Source organism: Parasegetibacter sp. NRK P23, assembly GCF_023721715.1.
In the GTDB taxonomy this organism is placed as follows: Bacteria; Bacteroidota; Bacteroidia; order Chitinophagales; family Chitinophagaceae; genus Parasegetibacter.
The window spans coordinates 3,341,647-3,365,239 of sequence record NZ_JAMDLG010000001.1 but is presented as its reverse complement, the minus strand read 5'-3'; the positions used below and the strand labels follow the sequence as shown (position 1 = coordinate 3,365,239).

18 protein-coding genes are annotated in these 23,593 nt (G+C 48.9%); 8 read left to right on the top strand and 10 right to left on the bottom strand.

The genetic code is table 11. The features are described from left to right. Positions 1 to 74 precede the first annotated feature (74 nt). A complete protein-coding gene (locus M4J38_RS13600; RefSeq protein WP_251760161.1) occupies positions 75 to 707 on the bottom strand; it encodes a GNAT family N-acetyltransferase in 633 nt (210 codons plus the stop codon). Positions 708 to 774: 67 nt separating this feature from the next. Further along, positions 775 to 3,429 carry an alanine--tRNA ligase gene (gene alaS / locus M4J38_RS13595; RefSeq protein ID WP_251760160.1) on the bottom strand — a complete coding sequence of 885 codons (2,655 nt, stop codon included), beginning with the start codon at positions 3,427 to 3,429 and terminating at the stop codon, positions 775 to 777. A gap of 138 nt (positions 3,430 to 3,567) precedes the next feature. Here alaS and M4J38_RS13590 point away from each other — a divergent pair, with 138 nt between their 5' ends. The 3 genes from M4J38_RS13590 to M4J38_RS13580 all read left to right on the top strand — a co-directional run bounded on the left by M4J38_RS13590 (position 3,568) and on the right by M4J38_RS13580 (position 6,602). After that, entirely contained in the window at positions 3,568 to 4,539 is a 972-nt protein-coding gene (locus M4J38_RS13590; protein WP_251760158.1) for a M23 family metallopeptidase, read from the top strand. Positions 4,540 to 4,617: 78 nt separating this feature from the next. Beyond that, positions 4,618 to 5,961, top strand: coding sequence for a MerR family transcriptional regulator (locus M4J38_RS13585; protein ID WP_251760157.1), 1,344 nt, complete (start codon positions 4,618 to 4,620; stop codon positions 5,959 to 5,961). 137 nt (positions 5,962 to 6,098) lie between these two features. After that, positions 6,099 to 6,602, top strand: coding sequence for a thioredoxin family protein (locus tag M4J38_RS13580; RefSeq protein WP_251760156.1), 504 nt, complete (start codon positions 6,099 to 6,101; stop codon positions 6,600 to 6,602). On the opposite strand, the gene M4J38_RS13575 is transcribed toward M4J38_RS13580, so the two are convergent. From M4J38_RS13575 to rsfS, 6 genes are all read right to left on the bottom strand, one after another. Then, positions 6,599 to 7,714 carry a mechanosensitive ion channel family protein gene (locus M4J38_RS13575; protein WP_251760155.1) on the bottom strand — a complete coding sequence of 372 codons (1,116 nt, stop codon included), beginning with the start codon at positions 7,712 to 7,714 and terminating at the stop codon, positions 6,599 to 6,601. The genes M4J38_RS13580 and M4J38_RS13575 overlap by 4 nt on opposite strands. A gap of 14 nt (positions 7,715 to 7,728) precedes the next feature. Further along, the gene (locus M4J38_RS13570; RefSeq protein ID WP_251760154.1) at positions 7,729 to 8,529 is read right to left on the bottom strand and encodes a hypothetical protein; all 801 of its coding nucleotides are present in this window, start codon (positions 8,527 to 8,529) and stop codon (positions 7,729 to 7,731) included. Next, positions 8,526 to 9,284 (bottom strand): UDP-2,3-diacylglucosamine diphosphatase, encoded by a 759-nt coding sequence (locus tag M4J38_RS13565; protein ID WP_251760153.1) that lies wholly within the window; start codon positions 9,282 to 9,284, stop codon positions 8,526 to 8,528. The genes M4J38_RS13570 and M4J38_RS13565 overlap by 4 nt, the downstream gene beginning before the upstream one ends. Positions 9,285 to 9,303: 19 nt before the next feature. After that, positions 9,304 to 9,894: an LUD domain-containing protein gene (locus tag M4J38_RS13560; RefSeq protein WP_251760152.1), complete on the bottom strand. Its 591-nt coding sequence runs from the start codon at positions 9,892 to 9,894 to the stop codon at positions 9,304 to 9,306. A 55-nt stretch (positions 9,895 to 9,949) separates the two neighbouring features. Then, positions 9,950 to 12,025, bottom strand: a complete 2,076-nt coding sequence (gene ftsH / locus M4J38_RS13555) for an ATP-dependent zinc metalloprotease FtsH (protein WP_251760151.1) — start codon at positions 12,023 to 12,025, stop codon at positions 9,950 to 9,952. A 120-nt stretch (positions 12,026 to 12,145) separates the two neighbouring features. Continuing rightward, on the bottom strand, positions 12,146 to 12,550 hold the full coding sequence (gene rsfS, locus M4J38_RS13550) for a ribosome silencing factor (protein WP_251760150.1): 405 nt from the start codon (positions 12,548 to 12,550) through the stop codon (positions 12,146 to 12,148). A 107-nt stretch (positions 12,551 to 12,657) separates the two neighbouring features. Here rsfS and M4J38_RS13545 point away from each other — a divergent pair, with 107 nt between their 5' ends. Further along, a complete protein-coding gene (locus M4J38_RS13545) occupies positions 12,658 to 13,416 on the top strand; it encodes a biotin--[acetyl-CoA-carboxylase] ligase (RefSeq protein ID WP_251760149.1) in 759 nt (252 codons plus the stop codon). On the opposite strand, the gene M4J38_RS13540 is transcribed toward M4J38_RS13545, so the two are convergent. After that, on the bottom strand, positions 13,413 to 13,718 hold the full coding sequence (locus M4J38_RS13540; RefSeq protein ID WP_251760147.1) for a DUF4157 domain-containing protein: 306 nt from the start codon (positions 13,716 to 13,718) through the stop codon (positions 13,413 to 13,415). The genes M4J38_RS13545 and M4J38_RS13540 overlap by 4 nt on opposite strands. 189 nt (positions 13,719 to 13,907) lie before the next feature. Between M4J38_RS13540 and M4J38_RS13535 the strand changes: the two genes are divergently transcribed. Beyond that, the gene (locus M4J38_RS13535) at positions 13,908 to 18,347 is read left to right on the top strand and encodes a PKD domain-containing protein (RefSeq protein ID WP_251760146.1); all 4,440 of its coding nucleotides are present in this window, start codon (positions 13,908 to 13,910) and stop codon (positions 18,345 to 18,347) included. Here the strand turns inward: M4J38_RS13535 and bcp are convergent. After that, entirely contained in the window at positions 18,331 to 18,798 is a 468-nt protein-coding gene (gene bcp / locus M4J38_RS13530; protein ID WP_251760145.1) for a thioredoxin-dependent thiol peroxidase, read from the bottom strand. The two genes, M4J38_RS13535 and bcp, sit on opposite strands and share 17 nt — an antisense overlap. Positions 18,799 to 18,940: 142 nt before the next feature. On the opposite strand from bcp, the gene M4J38_RS13525 reads away from it, so the two are divergent. The 3 genes from M4J38_RS13525 (at position 18,941) to M4J38_RS13515 (ending at position 23,592) form a co-directional block, all read left to right on the top strand. Beyond that, on the top strand, positions 18,941 to 21,061 hold the full coding sequence (locus M4J38_RS13525; RefSeq protein WP_251760144.1) for a ComEC/Rec2 family competence protein: 2,121 nt from the start codon (positions 18,941 to 18,943) through the stop codon (positions 21,059 to 21,061). Positions 21,062 to 21,098: 37 nt separating this feature from the next. Continuing rightward, a complete protein-coding gene (purH, locus tag M4J38_RS13520; RefSeq protein ID WP_251760143.1) occupies positions 21,099 to 22,613 on the top strand; it encodes a bifunctional phosphoribosylaminoimidazolecarboxamide formyltransferase/IMP cyclohydrolase in 1,515 nt (504 codons plus the stop codon). Positions 22,614 to 22,680: 67 nt separating this feature from the next. Further along, positions 22,681 to 23,592, top strand: a complete 912-nt coding sequence (locus M4J38_RS13515; RefSeq protein ID WP_251760142.1) for a DMT family transporter — start codon at positions 22,681 to 22,683, stop codon at positions 23,590 to 23,592. Position 23,593: the final 1 nt, after the last annotated feature.

Here is a 23,593-nt window from a genome sequence, read left to right as displayed (position 1 = left end):
ACATTTTTTAATTACGAAATGTTTAGTAGATCAAATGTAGGGAATAATTTGAAATACGAAACCTTTCGGAATTGTTAAATTGATGAGCGGTAAAGGGGAGATTGTGGTTGGTGGAAGGGGAAATCCTCAGCGAGGAGTTCGTAGGATTTCACGAGGCTCCCGTCTACTGTATCGAATCCGATCTTTTTGAGACCGCATTTTTCCAGCACATTGAGGGAGGGCGTATTGCGTACATCGGCGCGGGCCACGATACGGTCGAGGTGCAGTTGTTCAAATGCCGTGCGGATGCAGGCGAGTGCTGCTTCCGTGGCATATCCTTTCCCCCATTCGCTGCGGAGGAAACGGTAACCGAGGTCGGTTTCGGCCCTTTCTTTGCGGTATTTGAGGCCGCAGTAACCGATGAAGCGGTCGTCTTCTTTGGCATGAACGGCCCATCTGCCGTAACCGTATTGTTCGTATTGTGGAATGATCACATCGCGGAGGATGCGGGTGGCTTCTTCAGGTTTTGTGATGGGGTCGTGGGTGAACATGGTCACTTCCGGATCGCTGTTAAGGTCGAAAATAAGCGGCGCGTCGTTCATGGTGAACCTGCGGAACAGCAGGCGCTCAGATTCCGGGAGAATGATCATTTCTCGATTTTTTTCAATTAGCAAGCCTTTGTCTCTGTCGTAGGGGTGTGCCGTTAACTGTCCGTCAATATATGCCATGCTGTTATTTCCAATTTGCCATTCCGTCTTCAAACATTATTCCAACGAACCTTTGCGGCAGTTCAAGTTACCACTTTTGATCCAGTATCCACGATTTAACTGTGGCGGAAATTTCGGGTACACGAGCTGTATCCTGCCCTCCCGCCGTTGCCAGCGTCTTTTGTCCGCCGCCGCCGCCTTTAATCAAAGGGGTTATTAATTCTTTTATAATTTTTGGCGCCTCTGCTCCTCGTGCTGCCAATCCGTCGGCTACCAGCACTGCCACTTGTGGTTTACCTTCCACAACTGCGGAAAGCACTGCCACTCCATTGGGCAGCGCGGGTTTCAGGTCCATGGCCAGTTTGCGCAATGCGTCCATACCACTTACTTCCACGGTGGTGCCGATGTATTCAACATTACCCAGCATCTCCTTCTGCTGCACCAGTTCCTCCTTCAGGATAGTAAGGAGTTTCGCCTCCATCTTTTCGGCTTTCTTCTTCCAGTCTGAATTATCCTGGAGCAGTTGTTCTGCCGCGCGAATCAGGTCTTTGGGATTTTTGAAGGTTTCCTTCACTTTTTTCAGTACCTCCTGCTGCTCCCGCAACTGTGTGGTGGCGGCTGCTCCGCAAAGGGCTTCGATCCTGCGCACACCCGCAGCTACTGCAGACTCAGATTGTATAAGGAAATAACCGAGTTCACCCGTAGCCCCAACATGTGTTCCGCCGCAGAGTTCAATGGAATAATTCGGGTCCATGATCACCACACGCACGGTATCACTGTATTTCTCACCGAACAATGCCATAGCGCCCATGGCAATGGCTTCGTCTTTCGGCATTTCTTTGATGACAACGGGAATGTTCTCCCGGATTTTTTTGTTCACGAGGTCCTCCACGCGTTGGATTTCCTCATCGTTCATTTTCGAGAAATGGGAGAAATCGAAACGAAGCTGGCCCGCGTTCACCAGACTGCCCTTCTGCGCCACATGCGTGCCCAGCACTTCCCGGAGCGCGGCGTGCATCAGGTGCGTGGCGGAATGGTGCAGGGTAATGGCTTCGCGGCGGGATTTGTCCACGATTGCCGTAACCGGCGCCTTGGGATCAGCCGGTACTTCCTCGGCGAAAACGATCACCAGGTTGTTTTCTTTCTTCGTATCAGTAATGGCTATGCGCTGTTCTCCTGAAACCAGTTCGCCGGTATCGCCTACCTGTCCGCCGCTTTCCGCATAGAAAGGGGAAGCTTCCAGTACGATCTGGAAACCCTCTTTTCCTTTGGCCTTCACTTTACGGTACTTCACGATTTTCGTTCTGATCTCCAATGTATCATAACCCACGAATTCCGAGAAAGCATCTTCATCCAGCACGGTCCAGTCTCCGGCATCTACCGCGGTTGCAGCACGGGAGCGGTTTTTCTGTTGCAGCATTTCGGCTTCAAAACCAGGTTCATCTACGGCATACCCTTTTTCCGAAGCGATCAGTTTGGTAAGATCGAGGGGGAAGCCATAAGTATCGTAAAGTTCGAAAGCCGAAGCGCCATTCAGCGCAGTACCTTCATTGGTATTGGCGAACAGATCGTCCAGTCTTTTCAAACCTTTATCCAAAGTTCTCAAAAACGCCTCTTCTTCCTCCTTCACCACTTTGCTCACAAACTCGAGCTGGTTGTGGAGTTCAGGGAACACCGTTTCAAACTGCTTTGCCAGCACGGGCATCAATTGAAACAGCAATGGTGCTTTGAAATCGAGGTAAGAATAATAATAGCGGACGGCTCTTCTCAATATCCTTCTGATCACATAACCGGCTCCGGTATTGGAAGGCAGTTGTCCATCGGCGATGGTAAAAGCGATGGCGCGGATATGATCGGCCAGTACGCGGAAGGCGATGGCTTCTTTGGTATCACTGAAATCATATTTTTTACCGGTGATTTTTTCTATTTCAGCAATGGTGCCGGTGAACACATCGGTATCGTAATTGCTTTGTTTGCCCTGGAGTACGCGCACCAGTCGTTCAAAGCCCATTCCCGTATCCACGTGCTTTGCGGGCAGTGGTTGCAGAGAACCATCTTTCAGGCGGTTGAACTCCATAAATACATTGTTCCATATCTCAATCACCTGGGGATGATCTGCATTCACCAGTGTGCTTCCATCTATGGCGGCACGTTCTTCATCGCCGCGGCAATCCACATGAATCTCAGAGCAGGGACCGCAGGGACCGGTATCGCCCATTTCCCAAAAGTTATCCTTCTTATTTCCTTTCAGAATCCTTTCCTCCGCGATCCACCGCTTCCATTCGGAAAAAGCTTCTTCATCAAAAGGCAGGTTCTCCTTTTCATCCCCTTCAAAAACAGTAACATATAGGCGATCCTTCGGAATTTTGTATACTTCGGTGAGCAGTTCCCAGCTCCAGGCGACGGCTTCTTTCTTGAAATAGCCAGCGGAAGGATTGTTCGGATCACCGAAGCTCCAGTTGCCGAGCATTTCGAACATGGTATGGTGGTAGGTATCCACGCCCACTTCTTCCAGGTCGTTGTGTTTCCCGCTCACCCGCAAACATTTTTGCGTATCGGCCACCCGGGGGGAAGGCGCGGTGCGGTTGCCCAGGAAATAATCCTTGAACTGGTTCATACCCGCGTTGGTGAACAACAGGGTGGGGTCATTTTTTATAACGATGGGTGCCGATGGCACGATGGTATGCGCTTTAGATTGAAAGAAATCCAGAAATTGCTGCCTGATCGCTGCGCTCGTAGTCATAAACTTTGTAAATAAATGCGTTGTAAATTCCCGGCTATGCCAATATATTTGTAAACTTCGGCCCGGAAGTGGTGCAAAGGTATAGTTTTAAGGCGTAGAATTTGCTGTAAGGAGCAGAACCGGAACGAAAGGCCCCGCATGAAAAAAGTTAAATATTACTACAACACCCATACCCTCCGCTACGAAAAGCTGGAAGTGCCGCTTCGTGTAAAGTTGTTGCGGGTGCTGGGCTTCCTTGCGGCCGCCATAGTAACGGCTTTCATTATTGTGGCCATCGCTTTCCAGTACCTGGATTCTCCGAAAGAAAAGATGCTGCGGGCCGAAAACGAGGCCATGAAAGATGATTATGAACTCCTCGATAAGCAGATCAGGGAACTGAACACGCGGCTCCGCGAACTGGAAACCCGCGACAACGAGGTGTACCGTTCCATTTTTGAAGCCAATCCCATCCCCGACAGCGCCCGTGCCAAGCAACTGGAACAGAAAAAAGAAGAACAACTGGTTGCCAGTCTGAACGATATACAACTCGCCCGCTCCATCGCTTCTTCCATCAAAAACCTCACGGCACGGATGGATGCCCAGAAAAAATCTTACGGCGATATTGAGGGCTTCATCAAAAACAAAGAGGACCTGCTGGCCAGTACGCCGGCCATTCAACCCGTAAGCAATGCCGATCTCAAACGCCTCGCTTCCGGCTTCGGCTACCGGATCGATCCTATTTATAAGATGACCAAGTTCCACGCCGGACTTGATTTCAGCGCCCCGCAAGGCACGCCTGTTTACGCCAGCGCCAATGGCACCATCAGCGTGGCCGGTAACCTTGGCAACGGATATGGCAACCACGTGGTGATCCGCCATGGTTATGGGTACGAAACCTTGTATGGTCACCTGTACAAAATCAAAGCGCGGAATGGGCAGAAAGTAAAACGCGGTGAAATCATCGGTTACGTGGGCAGCACGGGAAAATCAACCGGCCCACACCTGCATTATGAAGTGCACCGGAACGGCGTTAAAGTGGATCCCATTTATTATTTCTACAACGATCTTTCTCCCGAACAATTCGACCGCATGCTGAAAATGGCCGCCGCCGGTAACCAGAGTTTCGATTAGCGCAGAATGTTGAATAATTGGAGAAAACTCGCGCCGCAATCCGCATCGCTCATCTAACATTTATACTATTTTTGGCGCATGGGGTTTGTTCAGATAAGTTTGGATTTCGGATTTTCTCCCGCGCAGCCTGAAACCACCGCTGCGCCGGAAGAAAAAAAGTCGTCGGTCAACGGAAACGGCGCAATGCACGCCTCGCAGCCGGAATCCGCAAAAGGTAATACCAATAATGGTTTCAGAAGATTAACACCGCCACCGCCGGATAAGATACTGGCCGAAGGCGCCTTGCCCAAGGTCGATGCGGAACCTGCAGTAACTGTTGTTCCCGAAACCCGGGATGCAGTTATGGAAGAACTTGTGCCTTCCCCCATAACTCAGGCAGCAATAGAAGAAACTGTAGAGGAAAAAAATATGGCTTCGGAAGAAGCGACCGAAGCAGCCGTTTTGGAGGAGGTTCTCGTAGCTGAAGAGGCTTCAGAAGCAAATAATGCGGCCCGAGAAATTGTAGCGGAAGAAGCAGTTGTATCGGAGGAGCCTTCGGAAACTACTGCGCTTACTGAAGAAGAACAGTATGTTTCGGAAGAAGAAACGTCATTTGTTGCAGAAGAAAATACGGTTTCAGCAAATGAATCAAGTGATGTAGTTGCCGAAGTAGCCACGACTATACCAACCGAACAACCGGAAGATGAGTCCACTCCTACACCAGTGGGAACGGAAAAACAAATTTCAGGGACGGAAGAAAATGCAGAAGTCCCCAAAGCTCCTGAAGCGGGTATCGTGTTTTTCGCTGAAGAAGCCGAACCTGAAGATGATAGCCCCATAGAATTTGAGCTGGAACCCGATGCACCCGAAGAAGAATCGGGCATTGAAAAGCAGGTTTCAATCGCTTATTTCCAGAAGGCCGATGCCAGCGACGATGAAGAAGTGTTTGAAATTCCGATGTTCTCCAAACCTTCCTCGGGTACGGATGCAAAACCGGTTGTGATCGTGCGGGTGAAAGAGAAGAAAGAAGCGGCAGCGGAAAACAAAAGCAAACGGGGCCGGAAATCGATCCGCGAAATGATGGCGGAAGCTGAAATGGTGGAAATCCCGGAAGACGAGCAACTGTTCAAAAAACAATATTACGGGATCGGCGAAGTGGCCAAGATGTTCAACGTGAATACCTCGCTCATCCGTTTCTGGGAAACCGAATTCGATATCATCCGCCCGAAAAAGAACCGCAAGGGCGACAGGCTTTTCCGTCCCATCGACGTGAAGAACCTGCACATGATCCATAACCTCCTCCGGCTCAAGAAATTTACCATTGAAGGCGCGAAGGACTTCTTAAAGAACAACCGGAAAAAGGCGGAGAAAAATTTCGAGATAGAACAATCCCTGAAAAGAATACGCGGATTTTTATTGCAGATGAAAGCCGATTTGGGTTAATTAAGGATTTGCGCCTTTAAAAACGTAAACAGAAAATCACTTGGAAAGGAACGTTAAAACACGGTGGGCATCCGGGGAAAACAACGTCGGTGGCACCGACTTTTTTGCCGCACCGCGGGAGCTCCAATAAACTTATCATGAGAAAAACACTGTTCATTATCCTGCTTATCACGGTAACGCTCCCTGTTTTTTCACAGGGGTACGAATCGTATGTTCAGTTCAAACACAAGATCATCAAAGGACTTGCCGACAGGTCAGTACTTGAAAAGGATACGGCCTTCGCCTGGGTTATCAATAACCGGGCGGGCTATCAGCCAGATGCGGCCATTGTGGAACGTTTCAAAGCCAATAAAGATTCCGTTCAGTTTTTTGTGTTCTTCGGCACCTGGTGCGGAGATACACGTAAGCTGCTTCCCAAATTTCTTGCGCTGGCAGATGCGGCCGGGATTCCAAACGAATCCATCACATTAGTGGGTGTTGATCATTATAAGAAATCGCTGGGCAACCTCACGACGCTCTTCAACGTTACGCATGTGCCCACTTTCATCGTATTGAAGCAGGGGAAGGAACTGGGCCGTGTAGTGGAATACGGCATTTCGGGGCAATTCGACAAGGATCTCGCGGAGTTATTGCCCCGTTAAAGAATCGGCCTTTGTGTTTCTCCCGATGGTTCGTTGATGATGCGGATATCGGTATTCACACCGGCCAGTTCAATACCCAGCGCGGCCACCAATTGTAGTACAAGCAGGTTTACTTCCTGGCGTAACGCATTGAATTCATCCATCGAAATGGTGGCGGTATAAAATTCGATGGGGATCACGAACCCGTTCGAACCGATCTCCGTAAAGAATACGGTGCTGCTTTCAATTTCTTCCCTCGATAAGATTTTCCGGATGCCATCCACCAGTTCCTTCATACTATCCGGACTGGTTTCCAGGCTCACCGCAAGCCGTATATCGGCACGGCGCTGGGTGCGGAGGGTCAGATTGTCCATGATTGAATCCACCATTTGTTTGTTGGGAACGGTCACGAAAGTTTTCTGGTCGGTGCGGAGGCGCGTGCTGCGCAGGCCGATTTTTTCTACCGTTCCCGTAACCTGGTGCACTTTCACCACATCACCCGTGGTAAACGGTTTATCGAAAAAGATGATAAAGGACGCGATCAGGTTTTCGAGGCTTTCCCGGGTGGCGAGGGCGATAGCGGCGGTTGCGATACTAAGGCCGGTAAGGAGGTTGCCCACGTTCTTGTTGAAACCGAATTGCAAAACGAGTAACCCGCCGATGATCACGAGCACGGCTTTGAAGAAGTCTTTGAAGAATACGATGAGCTGGTTGTCGGTCTGATCCAGTGTTTTATTGGCTTTCTGGTGCAGGATCAGCGCGATGAAGTCCATGATCCGCAACAGCAGCCAGATGAACATGATGATGATGGTGGAAACGGAAGCCGTATCGATGAGTTGCCTCAGACTGATTTTATAAATCTTCACATCCAGCGCCTCGGGATAATTCAGTTTATCGAAGGTCACCACCATGATCAGCACCACGATAAATACTTCCAGCGGCTGCACCACCAGGTTCACGAAAGATTGCTTGTCGACGCCTTTTGCCAGTCCTTTCACTACCTTAAAAAGCAAGCTGGCCAGGTATTTCGAGATGATGCGCTTCAGGATCAGCGCGGCGATAATGCTCAGCGCCACGATGCCATAAGCCTGAATCGTGTTGTCAAATATTTTAAAGTCGAGAAACTCTTGCATATCAATGTGCTTCGTTACAATCTGTACACCTGTAATTTACCGGGATGCAGTACATAAAGCCTTTGCATGTTCACCCTAAGTTTAAGAACATCCTGCAATATTGCCGCCAGGTCTTGTTCCTGCAATTGCAAAGATCCGGTTTCATAACGGTAAAGTATAGTGTTTTTTCTTCCGAACATGAATTTTCCAAGCACCTGGAAATCCTGCCAGCCGCGGAATGGCAGCCTGTTTTTCAGGGTGCCAAAATAGTCGAATAAGTAAACGCCTTTTGTGGTGTCGTAGAGGTAAACCAACGCGTCCTGGTCTGAGAGCACGGTGGGTGAAGGCAATGAATCCAGTGCCTGGCGCAGATCGGTGGTGGCGCTGCGCAACATTCCATCCTGCCCGACCTTCTTGAGTTGCGCCTCCAGTTCATCGTACACCCAGATGTTGTTGTCGTTGGAAAGCCCTACCGCTTTGGGCTGGAAGATGTTCAGCTTTTTCAGGTCGATGGTATTACGTACGTTAAGCAGACGGTCCAGTTCCACCACCGTGGAAAAATCACGGTAATAGAGTACGAGTTTCAACGGGTTGGAGGCATCCATCGAATACAACTTTCCGAAGCGCTTCACATCGTTGAAAACGGAGAGGGAATCGCCATCGGGATTGTATTTCTTCAATTGGTTCTGCCTGGTGAGCAGGTAAGTATTACCAATGTTGTCGGTGGTAAAATCAATGAAATCACCGTGAATTTCCCTGATAAGTTCCGGTGTTTGCGCGAGGAGGAACTGTGTTCCGGCGAGCAGCGCCAACAGATATGTGATCAGTTTTTTCAAACCTTGTGGTACTCGAGTGAAAGATGGTTACCGTCAAAAACGGCGTAGCTGTAATATTTAATCCAGTCGCCGAGGTTCACGTACCTGCTTCCTCCGGGCAGCGGCCAGTCGATGGGCAGGTGCCGGTGTCCGAATATACAATAATCGTAGAACTGCCGCTGCAATACTTCCTTGCAATAGATGATGAGCCATTCGTTCTCTTCCCCGAGGAACTTTTCGTCGGACTGCCCTGTAGCGGCCCTGCTTCTCCTACTCAGAAAGTTCGCCAAACCTATCCCCCATGCGGGGTGCAGCGCGCCGAACATCCACTGGCAGAGTTTGTTCCGGAATATTTTTTTGATGAATTTATAGCCGTGGTCACCGGGACCCAGGCCATCTCCGTGTCCGATAAGGAATTGCTTCCCATTGAATTCGAACGCTTTTGGTTCATGGTACACGGGGATATTCAGTTCTTCTTCAAAATAACCATCCATCCACATGTCGTGGTTTCCGGTAAAAAAATGAACGGGAATACCTGCATCGGTAAACCGTGCGAGTTGCCCCAGCAAACGGATGTAGCCTTTCGGCACAACTGTTTTGTATTCGTACCAGAAATCGAAGATATCGCCAACAATGAAGAGTACTCCCGTTTCAGGCATGATCTGTTCCAGGAAACGGACAATCCTGTCTTCTCTTTCCCGGCTCTGCGCGTGGTTGGGCGCGCCCAGGTGGAAATCGGAGAGGAAGTAAATCTTTTTTCCCGGTGGAAGGACCATGGAGGAAAATTCAAAATTACTACGCATGTTGGTCTACAAGAAATACATACACTTCCTTCGGACCATGCACCCCTACCACCAGTGTTTTCTCAATATCGGCGGTACGGCTGGGTCCGCTGGCGAACGTAATCAGCGATGGCAGACGTTCCGGGTATTTCTCCCGCACCAGTTGCATGGCATCTTTGATATCGTACACCAGTTGGTTGGAGTAAGCGATACAGATATGTACCGGGGCGTAAACGCTGGTAGTGCGCCCTCCGTTCAGTGCCGCGCTCAATGCGATAGAACCGGTACGCGCCACGAGGGCCTCGCAGGTCGTGATGGCTGCATCACAATTGTGGAGCGTGGTGGATTCATCAAAAGCTATTCCTGCCGCTTCCAGCGCGGGTTTCAGACTATTATCTTTTGTGAAGAGTCCTTTCCATCCGAGCTGAACGGACAAGGCTTTCAGCTGTGCCGCCATTTCGGCTTCATTCAGGCAGAATACAAATTTCCCCTGGAGCCTGGAGAAGTTCTCCGCAAACTCCATTTCCGGTTCCATTTGCTGTGGCTGATACACCGATTGATAACCTTCGCTCTGGGAAAAAGGAAGAGGCGTTGATACGGTCAACGCCTTTCTTATTTTTTTTAAGATGCTTTCTTTAGAAGGAGATACGTTCATGATATTAGGGCTGTACTTCAGTTGATTGTGGCATTTCTGTTGGTGGAACGCCGGCGCTGATGCCGCCTGTTGGCTCATGAGTTGGGTCTGCTACGTCCAACGCCTTGCGTTCTTCATAGGGTCTTTTACCGATCAGTTTTTCCACATCACTCTGGAACAATACTTCTTTTTCCAACAGCGCTTCCGCCAGCAATTTCACTTCGTGACTTCTTTCGGTAAGCAATTCCTTAGTGCGGTTGTAGGCCCCGAGGATCAGGCTACGCACTTCGTTATCGATCATCTGGGCGGTCTCATCACTGTAAGGCTTGGTAAAATTGTATTCGCCCTGTTGTGATTCGTAGAAACTGACGTTACCCACCTTATCGTTCATACCGTAAACGGTCACCATGGCGTAAGCCATGCGGGTGATCTGTTGCAGGTCGTTCTGCGCGCCGGTGGATATTTTACCGAAGTTCAGTTCTTCGCTTGCGCGGCCCCCGAGGGTCATACAAATCTGGTCGAACAATTGATCAGTATTATAGAGATACTGTTCTTTCGGGGTGTACTGCGCATATCCGAGCGCGGCCACACCACGGGGAACGATGGTTACTTTGAGCAGCGGATAAGCATGTTCGAGGTACCAGCCACAGATGGCGTGGCCCGCTTCGTGGTAGGCGATGATCTTTTTCTCTTCGGGAGAAATGATCTTGTTTTTCTTTTCTAATCCGCCGATCACACGGTCAACGGCATCCTGGAAATCAACCATCTCCACACCGGCCTTTCCCTTCCTGGCGGCAATGAGGGCGGCTTCGTTACAAACATTCGCGATATCGGCTCCGGCGAAACCGGGCGTCTGCTCCGCCAGTTTATGCACGTCCACCTGTTCGGAAACCTTGATGGCTTTCAGGTGTACTTTGAAGATGGCTTCACGGCCTTTCACATCCGGCTTATCAATAGAGATTTGCCTGTCGAAACGACCTGGACGCAACAAAGCGCTATCCAGTACGTCGGGGCGGTTGGTCGCAGCGAGAATAATAATTCCGCTGTCGCCGCCGAAACCATCCATTTCAACGAGCAACTGGTTGAGGGTGCTTTCCCTTTCATCGTTGCTCATCATCACGTTCTTTCCGCGGGCCCGGCCTATGGCGTCAATTTCATCGATAAATATCACGCAGGGCGCTTTTTCGCGGGCCTGCTTGAACAGGTCACGCACACGGCTAGCACCCACACCTACAAACATTTCCACGAAATCGGAACCGGAAAGCGAGAAGAAAGGCACCTGCGCTTCCCCGGCCATCGCTTTGGCCAGGAGCGTTTTACCGGTACCGGGAGGTCCTACCAGCAGGGCACCTTTGGGAATTTTACCACCAAGGGCCGTATATTTCTTGGGATTCTTCAGGAAATCAACAATCTCCATCACTTCCACCTTCGCTTCATCCAAACCGGCCACATCACTGAACGTAATATTTACTTTAGTTCCCTTCTCGAACAATTGGGCCTTGGATTTGCCAATATTGAAAATACCTCCGGGACCACTTCCGCCGCCGGCGCCACCGCCCATTTTTCGCATCAGCAATACCCATAAACCAATGAATATCAACAAGGGAAGCAGGAATTGGAGAAGGGGTGCAAACCAATCACTTTCGGGCGCGGCTTCATTGGGCACTTCTTTTATCCCGGTTTCGGTATAAAAATCGGCCAGTCTTTTTTCGAAGCTTTCGAAATTGGTTACGTTGAACTGGAACTGAGGACCTTTATTGGTTTGAGCATTCCAGTTTTTGGAGAGTTTATCCTTGTAATAAGGTTTGGAAAGGCTATCGGTCTTGATGTATACCCTTACCAGGTCTTTATTGGTAACGGAAACCAGTTTGGCCACATCACCTTTCGCGAGCATGTTGTTTTTGAATTCCAGCTCGCTGATAGATTTTATATCGGCTGAAAAAGACCCGAAAAACTGCAATCCCAGCAGCACTGCCGCGATGATGCCGTATACCCAGTAAATATTGAATTTGGGACCTTTACGGGGCGGTTCTTCGCCTCCTTGCCTGGGTTTCAGCCTGGGAAAATTCCGGTCGTCTTTTTTGTATTCGTCTTGTGACATAAGGTTATTTGTGCTTGTTCTTCTCGTGTTTATATAAATGGATCGGGGGCTAATTTGTTCAATATAAAGCAAATCCCCGTGTTTATACGGGTATTTTGCAAGTATTTTAACAGAACGGGATCAGGAATTATGCTCGGCCATCGCCGCGTCGCTCCACATTTCTTCCAGGCGGTAAAACTTCCTGGTTTCAGGCAACATCACGTGCACTACCACGTTCACATAGTCAATAATGATCCATTGCTGTGCCTGGTGCCCTTCGTGTTTATAGGGTGTTTCGCCACAGATTTTTTTCACTTCTTCTTCCACAAAGTCGGAAATACCTTTCAATTGAGTAGTATTGGTGGCTTCGCAGATGATAAAGAAATCTGCCACTGCCTCCGGAATTTTGCGCAGATCCAGCGAAATTATATTCTCTCCTTTCTTTTCCTGGATGGTATGAAGGATGGTCTTGATGATCTTCGAGCGACTGGTAAGCTTAGTAACGCTTGTTTTCTCCCTCGCGGCCAATGCTTGTAGTGGTTCCAATAACACTTTGGATTTAGGTGAACAATTTCAATTTTTACAGGTGCTTCAAAATTAGTGATTCAAACCGACACTTCACGGTTACATTTGCGGAAGGAATCATGGTATTTATGCGATCCATCACACACCGGGGCGCCATGGGCAAGCCCCTGACCATTTTGAATACGGTTGACAGTTCCAACAACTATGCCATGCAGGCGGTTCACGCAGGAAAGGCAGGCAATGGCGCGGCCTTTTTCGCGCTGGAACAAACGGCGGGAAGAGGACAAAGGGGGAAAACCTGGCACACGAATCCAGGAGAAAACATCGTATTGAGCCTGGTAGTGGAACCGGGCCTGTACAATATCAGCAAGGCTTTTGAGCTGAACTGGGCCGTATCGCTCGCCGCCCGGCAACTGCTGGACAACCATACCAACGGGGACGTTTCAATTAAATGGCCCAATGATATTTATTGGCGTGACAGAAAGGCAGCAGGGATACTGGTAGAAAACTGCTTTCGCGGCCAAAACTGGACCGCCGCCGTAGTAGGCATGGGCATGAATATCAACCAGACCCATTTCCCCGAAACGGATAAAAAACCGGTTTCCCTGAAGCAGATCACCGGAAAAGAAGCTGATCCACTGGAAATGGCAAGGATTTTCTTCCAACTACTTGAAAACGAACTGGAAAAGATCTGCTCTTCCGGACCGGCAACCTTACTCGAAGCCTACAACTCCCACCTTTACATGCGAAACATGAAAGTGCGGTTAAAGCAGGAAAACCGCGTTTTTGAAACGATCATCACCCACGTAAACGACAGCGGACAACTCTGTACCAGGGATACGATGGAACATTGTTTCGACTTCGGCACCGTGGAATGGCAACTTTAAACCACTTCATCCTCCGCCGCCCGCGCCTCTACTTCGAAGCGGTTGTTGGTATACCCGTGTTTGATCCATTCCCAAACATACCGCAATATAAACCCGGCGGTGCCATATTGCCGGAACTGCCGGATATGCGCCATTTCATGCCTTACCCATCTCGTGTTTGCCCTGAAAGCACCTTCCGTGACACCATACAAATGAATGGTATTGCCGAGTACCATAGCGATGCGGGGTTCCTTACGGAAAGCCGCGGCTATGCGAGCGAAGGAAGAATTTTCTTTGATGACCGGCTGTTGTGTATGCTTCACGCCTGTAAAAGTAAGGTCGCAAGCGGAATTTCTTCATCAATTACAACCTGGAATAAAACACCTCTATCTTAAAAAAGCAACTGGAAACAACTTATCCATTTCCAGCATGATCGGTGAAAATACCGGGCACCTTTTATTGTTTAGCCCATACAACCTCCTTATCTTCGGTTCGTAATTTCGAACCCCTTTATGACCCTTGTCCGTTTTTTAAAAGCCTTACTTCTATTGCTGCCTGCTGGATTTTTCCTCCCCCTGCATGCTCAACTGAACGCGGACTTCATCGCTGATGTAAACGCGGGATGCGCTCCATTGAAAGTAAGTTTTACCAATCGCACCGCCGGAGCGTCTTCCGGAGCCACTTACAGTTGGGACCTAGGAAATGGGAACAGCTCTGCTTTTGTCAGCCCTTCGGCTATATATACCGATACCAAAACATATCAGGTTACGCTTACCGTTTCCGACAATGGGAAAACGTCTTCCAAAACTATTCCGGTAACGGTGCATCCGCCACCCACCGCAAGTTTCACCATATCCTCGCCGAAAGCTTGTTTGCCCGCCGCCATCACTTTTACCAGCACCTCTAACCCTGGAGGGGGAAACATTACAGGATATTACTGGGATTTTGGGGATGGAACTGCAACCCAGGGCTATGGTCCCTCGGTGAGCCACACTTACAATCAGGAACAGGAATCCCCTGTATCGCTTACGGTGACCAATAATTTCGGATGCTCGCACACGGTGGTAAAAAATGAAGCCGTAAAGATACTACCCGCAATAGGAGCATCATTTACCGCGAGCCAGGAAGTGCTTTGTAAAGAAACTGACCTGGTTAATTTCAGCAACAATAGTTTTGGCCCTGGAACACTGAGTTACGAATGGGATTATGGAGACGGCTCAGCCAGCGTCGAGAAGACCCCGTCCCACGCATTCAATAAAAAAGGCATTTACACGGTAAAGCTTATCGTTAAAAGCTCCGAGGGTTGCACCGCGCAGCAGGTAAGAAGCAATTACCTCAATGTGGCACAGTATAGCAGCGACTTTAATGTTCCTGCACTGATATGTACAGGTGCCGCCGCCTCTTTCGTAGCAGCTCCATCCCCCGCTCCTTCCTCCACCAGTTGGGAAGTAAACGGGGTTCCTACTTATAACTATTACTACGGAAGGCTTGAACAGGTTTTTCAAACTGAAGGCTCCTTTACTGTAAAACTAAACCACACTTTCGGTACATGCCCTTACTCCGTTACAAAAACAGTTCAGGTCAAAAAGTCGCCAAGTGCGGCAGCGTTCACCTCTAATGTTTCCGGCCTTTGCGGGGCCCCTACGGATGTTGTATTCGAGGATCCAAGTACGGATGTTGTGAAATGGGAATGGAACTTCAATTATAATTATTATGACCAGGTTGTAAATGGCACAGGGAAGAAAATCACCTGGAACTACCCTTCAAACGGATACAAAAATATTTGGTTAAAAGTGACCACCGCGGAAGGTTGCACCGCTTCCGCCAGCAAACAAATTCAGATCGGTCCCCCTGAAATTAATGTGGGCTATAAGAATCTGGTAAGTGAAACCAACAGCCTTACCACCTGCGAGAAACCGATTGAACTTACGTTCTTTTCTTCAAATGCATCACAGATCGCGGCTTATTCCTGGCAGTTCAGCGATGGTACTACTTCCACGGCGGCTGAGCCGACAAAAAAATTCACCACTGTTGGCAACCACTGGGCAACACTGTCATATACCACGAATAACGGATGTAAGGGTTCCATCACCCTCAGTTCTATCAAAATTTATGGCACACCCGTGGCCAACTTTACGGCTTCCTCCCAGCAAACCTGTGGACCGAACCCAATTTTGTTCACGGCTTCCGGAAGCCAGCACGCGGAATACTGGAACTGGAACTTTGGTGACAATACCACGCATTATATCTCCAGTGTACAAAAATCCTATACCACAGAAGGGAAATATGATGTCACGCTAACAGTTAGTAACCAACGTTGCCAGGCAAGCATCACCAAACAACAATATATCACGGTGAATGCCCCTTTCGCCATAATCAATACAAAACAAAACACCTGCCTCGACGACCGGGGAGTAGTAGACTTTAAACACGCTTCGAATACGGCAACCGAAGTGATCTGGGACTTTGGCGACAAAAGTGCTCCTATTAAGAAACCAGCCGCAGAAACAGCTATTTCGCATCAATATACGCAGACGGGAAATTATACCGTAACGCTCACAGCCATTAATGGCGCCTGCTCTCTAACAACCAGTACCCCCGTACCAGTATTGCTTAAGCAGAAGCCCCGGCTTTCCCCAACGCAGCGCGAGGTGTGTGTAGGTAGTTTCGCAGATGTTATGGCTGACGGGCTGGAAGACAATCCCGCTCAAAATTATACCTACGATAGTGAATACATGATTTCCTTTGTTAATGAAGATTATACACCATTCACCGGAACCGTTAGCAGCAATAACTATTACTGGAAAACAAAATACGAAGGCCGGCTTGGGAATTTTCCAGGCGAAGTGTCAAAGGTCAGGGCAATTATTACATCATATTATTTTGGCTGTGCGGACACCACCGCCGCCATTACGATAAAGATAAAGGGAGCGAATGCCTCGTTCAGTGTTGTGGAAGACAACAAATGCTGGGATGGCGGCGATGTTGTTTTTAAAGATGAGTCGTATCCTTATGGCAACAATAACATTACCTCCAGAACATGGAACTTTGGGGACGGAAACATATATACGACCGATAAGCAGGAAATAGTGCGGCACGCCTACGCTACTCCCGGCAATTATAATGTAATCCTGCAGGTGAAAGATGCCGCGGGATGTACACATTCTACTAACGCATACGGCAATTATGCGCGCGTAAACGGCCCGAAAGCAAATTTCAGCTTATCGGGAGGAAATGAAGTGAACCAGAACGCCCAGGTGTACTTTTTCAACAACACACAACACCACGGAAGCTACGACGTAACGTACAAATGGTACGTAAACGATGAACTTCTTCCGGATATGTATTACCCGGAATACAGGTTCGTTGAAGATGGAAATTACACCATCAGACTGGAGGCGGCGAGTACTGAAACAGGCTGTAGTTCATCATATACACAACAGTTGCTGGTAAAGCCTTTTAACTACGCCTTTACTTTCAACACCACACTGATCGGCGGACGAAGCTGCCCACCGGCGCTGGTGCGTTTTCAGAATACCTCTATCAATTTTTCAAGAGTGGAATGGGATTTCGGAGATGGGTTCCGACTGGGCAACACGAATTATCCCTCACATATTTATGAAAAACCCGGTAAATACTACGTTAAACTATATGTGTATAGTCCGAACGGATTAACGGGTGTATTCAAGGATTCCATCGAAATAGGCCAGCCTGTTGCGTCTATTTCATCCAATAGCCTGGAGGGCTGTAAAGGTCATAACGTTACACTCAGCGCAAGCTCAGCAAACAGCGCTGCCTACCTCTGGGATTTTGGAGATGGCCAAACGCTGAATGCCAGCGCAGCTTCCAGCGACCACAGCTACGCAACACCAGGAAGTTACAGGCCATCAGTTACAGCGATAGACAGGAATGGCTGCATGAGCGCAGTGCCACTACATGCTCCGATCATAATAAGACCAGATCCGTTAATCAGCATTGCGGCCCAGGAGAAAAGACTTTGTCTTGGTTCATCCACAACCCTAACAGCTAGTGGCGCCGCAAAATATGAATGGTCTCCCTCAACAGCACTGAATGTATCCAATAGCCCGGTTGTAACAGCGAAGCCTTCAACAGATCACGTGTTTTCAGTGAAGGGCATGGATGAGATAGGCTGTGCCGGGAACGCCTCCATCGCGATTGAAGTAGTTCAGCCGCAACAGGTAACGGTATCGCCGGATATAGCCATATGCCTGGGAGAAGATACCAAACTATTAGCTTCCGGAACCGACAGGATTACCTGGATAAACAACCTGAATGGTTTAAGTGATCCGTCCAGCGCTACACCTATTGTAAAACCGGTCGTATCAACCAGGTATACTGCTCAGGGAAGCGACCGCTATAATTGTTTTACCAGCACAGCCAATGTTAACGTGACCGTACATCAGCTACCCACCTTATCCGCGGGCAACGATGCGGAAATACTTGCCGGAAACGCCTTCCAGATGAATACGGCTTCCAGCAGCGACGTGGTTTCATGGAATTGGGCGCCTGCCACCTACCTCAGCTGCGCCAACTGCCCCAACCCTGTTGCCAAACCTTTAGCACCCACCCAATATGTTCTGACCGTTACAAACAACGTGGGATGCAGCGCTAGCGATACCATGATGCTTAAACTTCAATGTGAAGCCGACAGGGTTCATGTCCCCAATGGCTTTACGCCGAATGGCGATGGGCACAACGACCATTTCCTCGTAAAGGGCATCGGCATCATTAAACACATGGTGGTATACAGCAGGTGGGGCGACAAAGTATTTGAACGCTCCAACTTCATTGCCAGTGAACCCGCCAACGCATGGAACGGCTACATCAAAGGGTTACCCGCCCCCGCCGGAACGTATGTGTATTTCATAGAACTACAATGTCCCGGAGGGCAACCATTCACGAAAAAAGGAACGGTTACACTGATGCGATAGCCTTCAGGATTTCCTCCGCATGTTGCTTGCTCTTCGGACGAAGGAATACCTTCACGATAACACCCTTCTCATCAATCACGAAAGTGGTGCGGTGAAGGCCCATATACTTACGGCCATACAATTGCTTCTCACCCCATACACCATATTTTTCTATGATCGCATGTTCCGTGTCCGCGATCAAAGGAAACGGAAGCTGGTGCCGCGATTCAAATTTTTTGTGCTTCTCCGCATCATCGGGACTTACACCCAACACTTCAAGCCCATGCTGTTGCAGCAAAGAAAAATTATCACGCAGGTTACACGCCTGCACCGTGCAGGTTGGTGTGAGGTCTTGTGGATAGAAATACAATACCAGTTTCTTTCCTTTATAATCTTTCAATGAAACTTTGTTCCCGTTCTGATCAATCCCTGTGAACGCCGGAGCTTTAGTCCCTTCAGTTAATGCTGTCATTCTTCTTTCGTTTATCAGGGGGCAAAGTTAAGCAGCGTTCAATTAAAACCCGATCCGTTTTTTTCTACCGCATTTACCGTTATTTCACTGTTTTTTTCGATGGCATCCCTTGCTAGCTTTACAAAAATCAAGGCAATGAAAGATGTTGGATCATGCAGAAAAGAAGCCGCCGTTTTTAAAGTTACTTCCCGCATTATGCGCAGGAATCATGTGGGGATGGTATGCGCCGCCACAATGGAACATCGCTGTGATGCTCCTGTTAGTAGGATTTTCTTTGCTTTTACTATTGAGGATACGCAAGCTGAAGATAGTTGCAGGCAGGCTTATAGGGTCGGCAGGGGTTTATCTTTTGCTGGCAGGATGCGGAAGCTATATTACAGCTGCGCAAAAAGCCGTTCACCTCCCCGGTATATTCCTGGCAAAAGTGAGCGGGCAGGAGATTACGGCGGTGGTTGACGTACTTGAGCCGCCTTCTGAAACGGAGAAGAGTTTTAAATATGTATGCCGGCTTCGGGGATATGTAAGCCATCAGCCAACCTCTTTTGAAAATAATGAATCAGCCAACCCTGCTCAGGCAAACGGATATATACCAACGCCTGGCCTGAAGCTCATCGCTTACATCAGAAAGCAGGAAGCCACTGCGCCCGCAGGATACGGTAACCGGATGCTCGTGGTTTGTCGTCCGCAACAAATCCGCTCATCCGGAAACCCAGGTGCATTCGATTATGCCGGGTGGTGCGCTAAAAAAGGATTCTACCTTCAGGCATGGGCAGATACAGGAGTTTCGGTCATCTTGCCCGGCTTTTATGGTAACAGGTGTCTGAAGGTGCTTTATGAGATCAGGGAGCGGGTACTTCAGGGTATTGACAGATACATTCCCGACCCGGCAACCGGGGGAATAGCCAAAGCGTTGCTCGTAGGTTACAGGCATGGCATTGACGACGAGTTGAATGACGCCTACATTAGAACAGGCGTGGTGCACATTGTGGCGATATCAGGTATGCACCTGAGCATGATCTTCGGGTTGATGGCCATGATACCTGTTGGGAGGAATTCACGTATCACCTGGTGTATCCGGAATATTAGCATCGGCATACTGATCTGGCTGTTCACATTGCTTACCGGAGGCGCGGCATCCATTGTGAGGGCGGCGGTTATGCTGAGTTTATTGCTGCTGGCGGAGTGCCTTAGAAAACGACCGGGATCGATCAACACGTTGCTGGCCACCGCCTTCCTGATGTTGACCGTGGACCCGATGACGTTATGGGATATCGGATTTCAATTGTCGTTCACCGCGGTGGCGGGGTTGATTCTTTTCGCGCAAAAGATAGCCGATCTTGTGCAGCCAAAGCACCCTTTGCTCCGGCTTGGCTGGCAGATGCAGGCGGTGAACATTGCAGCGCAGGTGCTTACCACACCGTTGGTGCTGTTCTATTTTCACCAGTTCCCGGTACTTTTCCTGCTGACAAATATGGTAGCAGTTCCTGTATCTGGTTTGGTGCTGTATGTAGAGATTATCTTCTGCATTTTTCTATGGTGCGAACCCGTTGCAATGATGATCGGTAAATCAATTCATCACCTGCTTGCTTACATGAACGCTTACATAGAAGCGATCGCCACGATTCCATTTTGTACGGCGGAAAATCTTCAGGTGAGTATGATCCAGATGATATGGATGTATGTGCTGATTGCAGGCGCGGTCGTATGGCTAAGCAACAAAAACAAACTTGCCTTCAAAGGAGCGTTAGTATCCTTATTGATGGTATTCATATTGCGGAGCCGGGATATTTTTTATGCTGAAAAACAAGCCGGCATTTTTGTGTACCAGATGCCCGGACATTTTTACGCGGAAGGTATAAAAGGCCGCTTGGCTCTCCATATTAATAACGGCGAAAATAAGTTTGCGCCAGATGAAAAGACTTATAAAAGATATGTTCTCCCGGCTCATATAGCGGGTAGAATAGCTACAAAAGCGGTAATGGATATTTTCAGAATTGATGGAAAAGCAGTGGTATTTATGATGGGATGGGCAAGCTTCAAAACGATACAACAAACCAATTTACCGGACCGCGGGAAAATTTTCATCGTCCTGGTGGAAGACGCCTTGCCGGAACAGGACCTGGAATTCCTTCCATCGCTGGTTGTTTTGAGCAATAACGCAAGCCATTACAATTCAACTATTTGGAAGAGGTATTGCCGTAAAAACCAGGTTGCGCTTCATGACATGAAGAAGGAAGGCGCTTTTGTAATCCCCCCGAATTGAACTAATTTTGCGGCTCCATTCAATAAAACAATCAACTATGTCCAAAAAGATCCAGTCGGCGCTGATCTCTGTTTTCTACAAAGACGGCCTGGATGCTATCGTTAAAAAACTGAACGATCTCGGTGTAAAGATCTACTCCACCGGTGGTACACAGAACTTTATAGAGGGCCTGGGCCTTCCCTGTATATCCGTTGAATCGCTTACCACATACCCATCGATTCTGGGAGGAAGGGTAAAAACCCTTCACCCCGCCGTTTTTGGCGGTATCCTGGGACGTCGCGACAATGAGACCGATCTGAAAGAGATGGCGCAGTACCAGATCCCTGAAATGGACCTTGTGATTGTTGACCTCTACCCTTTTGAGGAAACCGTTGCCTCCACTACTGAAGAGAAAGCCATTATCGAGAAGATTGATATCGGTGGCCCTTCCATGATCCGTGCTGCGGCCAAGAACCATAAAGATGTCGTGGTGATCGCTTCCAAAGCTGATTATGTGCTGCTCGAAGAGATACTGGACCAGCAGCATGGTGAAACAACTCTTGAACAAAGGAGAATGTTCGCCATGAAAGCATTCGATGTTTGTACAGGATACGATATCGCCATCTCCAACTATTTCCGCCAGACCAACCATTTTAATCCGTTCGGTACACAGCAAACCGTACTCAGGTATGGTGAGAACCCCCACCAACAAGGTGTCTTCTACGGAAACCTTGCGCAGTTGTTCAACCAACTCAACGGAAAGGAACTTTCTTACAACAACCTGGTTGACGTAGATGCCGCCGTTCAATTGATCAATGAGTTCACGCCTGCGGACGGCATCACCTTTTCCATCATCAAACATACCAATGTATGCGGCATCGCCTCCCGCGCCACTTTGAAAGAAGCCTGGGACGCCGCACTGGCTGGTGATCCTGAATCCGCTTTCGGCGGCGTGCTCGCCTGCAATACCATCGTTGACAAAGCCACAGCAGAAGCCATCAACGAGATATTTTTTGAAGTACTCATCGCACCTTCATTCTCAGAAGAAGCGCTTACCGTACTGAAATCGAAAAAGAACAGGATCCTGTTACAACAAAAAGAATACAAGGCTTCCGCCAATCAATACAAATCACTGCTCAACGGCGTACTGCAACAGCAGAACGATGAAGGCAATTTCGCGGATTGGAAAGAAGCGGCCAACAGGCCAAGTTCCGAAACAGAAAAAGCCGATCTCATTTTCGCAAATATTGTTTGTAAGCACCTTAAATCCAACGCGATCGCTTTGGTGAAGAACAAACAACTGGTTGGTAAAGGTTGCGGACAAACCAGCCGGATCGATGCACTGCGTCACGCCGTTGAAAAAGCGAAACAATTCAACTTCGACCTCAATGGCGCCGTGATGGCATCCGACGCGTTCTTCCCCTTCAATGATTGTGTGAAGCTGGGCCATGAGGCTGGCATCACCGCATTCATTCAGCCCGGAGGCTCCATCCGTGACAACGACTCCATCGAGTATTGTAAGGAGAACAACCTCGCGATGGTCATCACAGGCCTGCGGCACTTCAAACATTAATGCAGAAAATCATTTAAACATAGGAAGGCCGCCCCTCAGGGTGGTCTTTCTTTTTAAAGCAAGCGCCATGCAACAGCAACAAGAGAACAAGTCTTCAGCCTACTGGGCAGTGGCGGCGCTTTGCGTTTTCTGGGGCACCACCTGGCTGCCTTCAAAAATTGGCGTGGGCTATATGCCCCCGCTTCAACTGGCCGGTACCAGGCAGTTGGTGGCAGGTACACTGTTCATGACTTACTTTTCTTTCAGGAGAATGCCCCTGCCCACACTCCGGCAATTCGGAGCACTTACGGTATTGAGTTTCTTTTTCCTGGTGGTAAGTAACGGCCTTACAGTATGGTCACTGAAATACATTCCAAGTGGCGTGGGTTCGATTATTGGGGCGATCGTTCCTTTGTGGATCGCGCTGATCAGCGTACTCTTCATGGGGGAAAAACTGAACAGGCTGGTGGCTGCCGGGCTGGTGCTGGGTTTCTCCGGCATTGTACTGGTATTCTTCAACGACCTGCTGTTGTTATTCGATCCCGCTGCCAAGGGCAATAACTTCGGAGCGGGTATGGTGCTGGGCATCATCGCCACACTTTCCTGGTCGATTGGTACGATCTACACTGCCAGGTCTTCGATTAAACTGGATCCTTTTCATAGCCTGGGTTGGCAGATGCTGATTTCAGGCATTATCCTATTGAGTACCTCGTATGGCTTTGAAGAAACGGTACCATTGCGGCAGATACACCACCATGCGTTAATGGCCATCGCCTACCTGGTGATCGTGGGATCAATCATTACCTTCATGGCCTACATATACGCTTTGCGTAAGCTGCCAACAGCTCAGGTGGCCGTTTACGCTTATGTTAACCCGATCATTGCCGTACTGCTGGGATGGGTGATACTCGGGGAAAAAGTGAATCTTTTCCTGCTGGCGGGTGGCGCCATTACGTTACTGGGTGTTTACCTGGTGAATCGTGGATTCAGAAAAGGATAGC